Annotated in this window: 3 protein-coding genes; 2 read left to right on the top strand and 1 reads right to left on the bottom strand. The window is 70.7% G+C overall.

The window, feature by feature from the left end; translation table 11 throughout:
* A partial coding sequence (locus tag WA805_RS12245; protein WP_425242389.1) for a hypothetical protein occupies positions 1-505 on the bottom strand: 505 nt, incomplete at its 3' end.
* A 349-nt stretch (positions 506-854) separates the two neighbouring features.
* On the opposite strand from WA805_RS12245, the gene WA805_RS12240 reads away from it, so the two are divergent.
* Positions 855-2,240, top strand: a complete 1,386-nt coding sequence (locus WA805_RS12240) for an aldehyde dehydrogenase family protein (RefSeq protein ID WP_422338475.1) — start codon at positions 855-857, stop codon at positions 2,238-2,240.
* Between the two features lie 43 nt (positions 2,241-2,283).
* The coding region (locus WA805_RS12235) for a hypothetical protein (RefSeq protein WP_425242388.1) at positions 2,284-2,532 on the top strand (249 nt) is incomplete at its 3' end.

Genomic DNA, 2,532 nt, shown 5'->3' with positions numbered 1-2,532 from the left:
CGCCGCAGATCGTGGCGGCGTGCTCGGTGACCAGCAGCGACATGTCCTCGCCGAACGACTCCTCCGCCGGGTCCAGGGTGATCAGGTACGACGGCACCTCGTCGCCGACCAGGATCGGCGCGACGATGATGGCGGGCACCCCGCCGACGTTGGGCAGCCGCAGCGCCCGCTGGGACAGCCGCGAGGCGCGCAGCACCTGGCCGAGCCGCGGGTGCACCACGTGGTCACGCACCAGCGCGGCCGCCTTCTCCGGCGGCAGCCCCGGCGAGGAGGCGGTCTGCACGTCCATCAGCTGGCTGACGACCGCGACGGTGGCCGACGCCCGTTCTGAGATGAGCTGCACCACTCCGGCCAGGTCGGCGTCCTGCATCGCGAGGCCGGACAGGTGCCGGTATACGGTGACCAGCTCGCGCAGGACAGCGTTCTCCCTGTCGACGTCCCGCGGGTTTTCCCTGGGCGTCGGCTGTGCTGTCAGCCGGCTAGCGGCTTGTGTCGGGTCAGGCATGGTCCCTGAACTATAGGGTGCTGGGCTGTCTTCGTGTTTGTGGGAACCCACAAAGGGATGTCTACCACGCATCTCGGCCGGTGAAAACCCATCACAAGGATTCACCCGCGGCCCGGCCGGCCCGGCTGTGGCCGCCCACACCCCCCAAAGCGGCCCCGGCACGGGCTGACAACGATGCGGACACATGACAGATTTTGGGTCAGGAGTCGGGTGATATGTTACGAGTACTTGACAGACCCGTATCACGCGCGCAAATAATCAGGCACTTCCGTGCGAAGGGGGCCGGCGTTTGCTTGAGTACCGCGATATCTACGCGGGAGGTCGCCTGGTCTGCTCAGCATCTCCCGATGTGATCACTATCGTCAATCCAGCCTCAGAAGAGGTTGTCGGCGCCGTACCGGCCGCCGTCGGCGTCGACGTCGACAAGGCGGTCAGGTCCGCGAGACGCGCGTTCGACGACGGCAAGTGGGCGGCGTGCGCGCCCGCCGACCGGGCCGACGCGCTCGACCGGCTGGCCGCGGCCCTCGAGGCGCGCACCGAGGAGGCGGCCCGCCTCGTCACCGCCGAGATGGGGATGCCCATCGCCTACTCGCGGCAGCACAACGCGGCGGCGCCGTGCGCGATCCTGCGCTACTACGCGAGCCTGGCGCGCGGCATGGACACCGAGGAGACCAGGACCGCGGTGAGCTTCACCGGGCGGACCGTGATCCGCCGCGAGCCGGCCGGCGTGGCCGCCGTGATCGCCAGCTGGAACTACCCCATCATGCTCGCGTTCAGCCAGCTCGCTCCTGCCCTCGCGGCCGGGTGCACGATCGTGCTCAAGCCCGCCGCGGCCACCAGCCTGTCGGCGTACATCCTGGCCGAGGCGTTCGAGGCCGCCGACTTCCCGCCCGGCGTGTTCAACCTGGTCACCGGCACGCACCAGGTCGCAGGCCTGCTCGCCAGGCACCCCGGGGTGAACACCGTGGCGTTCTCTGGGCCCGCCAAGCAGGGCCGCTGGATCGCCTCGATCTGCGGCGCCGAGCTCAAGCCGGCCAGCCTGGAGCTCGGCGGCCAGTCCGCGGCGATCGTGCTCGACGACGCCGACCTCAGCAAGGCGTCGTCAAGCCTCGGCGCGCTGTGCTTCGGCAACTCGGGGCAGACCTGCTTCGCCATGTCCCGGGTCCTCGTGCCCGAACGGCGCTACGACGAGGCCGTCGAGGCGCTGACCTCCCAGGCCGCGTCGCTGGTGATCGGCGACCCGCTCGCCGAGGACACCACGATGGGGCCGCTCGCCTCCAGCAGGCGCAGGTCAGACGTGGAGGGCCGGGTCCGCGCCGGGGTGTCCGACGGCGCGCGGGTGGTGAAGGGCGGCAGGCGCCCGGCCTCGCCGGTGCGCGGCTACTTCTACGAGCCGACCGTGCTCGCCGACGTGACGCCAGGCATGCCGATCGCGCAGGAGGAGATCTGCGGTCCGGTCGCGACCGTCATCAGGTACCGGGACGAGTCCGAGGCGGTCGCGTTCGCCAACGACGGGTTCGGGCTGGCCGCCACCGTGTGGACCGGTGACCCGCAGCGCGGCCTGGACATCGCGAAACGGACCCGGGTCGGCACGTTCGGGGTGAACCTGTACGAGCCCGACATCGGCTCCCCGTGGGGCGGCCGCGGCGCCAGCGGCCAGGGCAGCGCGTACGGGCCCGAGGGCATGGACGCCTACCTGACGACCAAGTCGGTCTTCCTGCCCGCCTTCGGCTGATTGCGGTACTTTGCCGGGAAACCGCCCGGTATAAGGGGTCCGCATGACACAGCTCACGGAACAGCAGCCCACGGGACAGGAGCCAGCGGAACAGGAGCAGTCTCCCGTCATCCCGCGCCCGCACACCGACGCCGCGGCGCTGCGCGCGCTCGACCACGCCAAGGGCGAACTGCACGAGCGGATCGAGCACATCAAGGCCGCGCCGCAGGACCACCACCCCAAGCTGGTCCTGTCGGACCAGGTCCGCGGCACCAGCCTGCTGGACGTGATCGCCGACGGGGTCAACCGGGTG

The organism is Trebonia sp. (assembly GCF_049794275.1).
Classification (GTDB): domain Bacteria; phylum Actinomycetota; class Actinomycetes; order Streptosporangiales; family Streptosporangiaceae; genus Trebonia.
The sequence above is the reverse complement of the archived record's forward strand: the minus strand, read 5'-3'. Positions and strand labels throughout refer to the sequence as shown.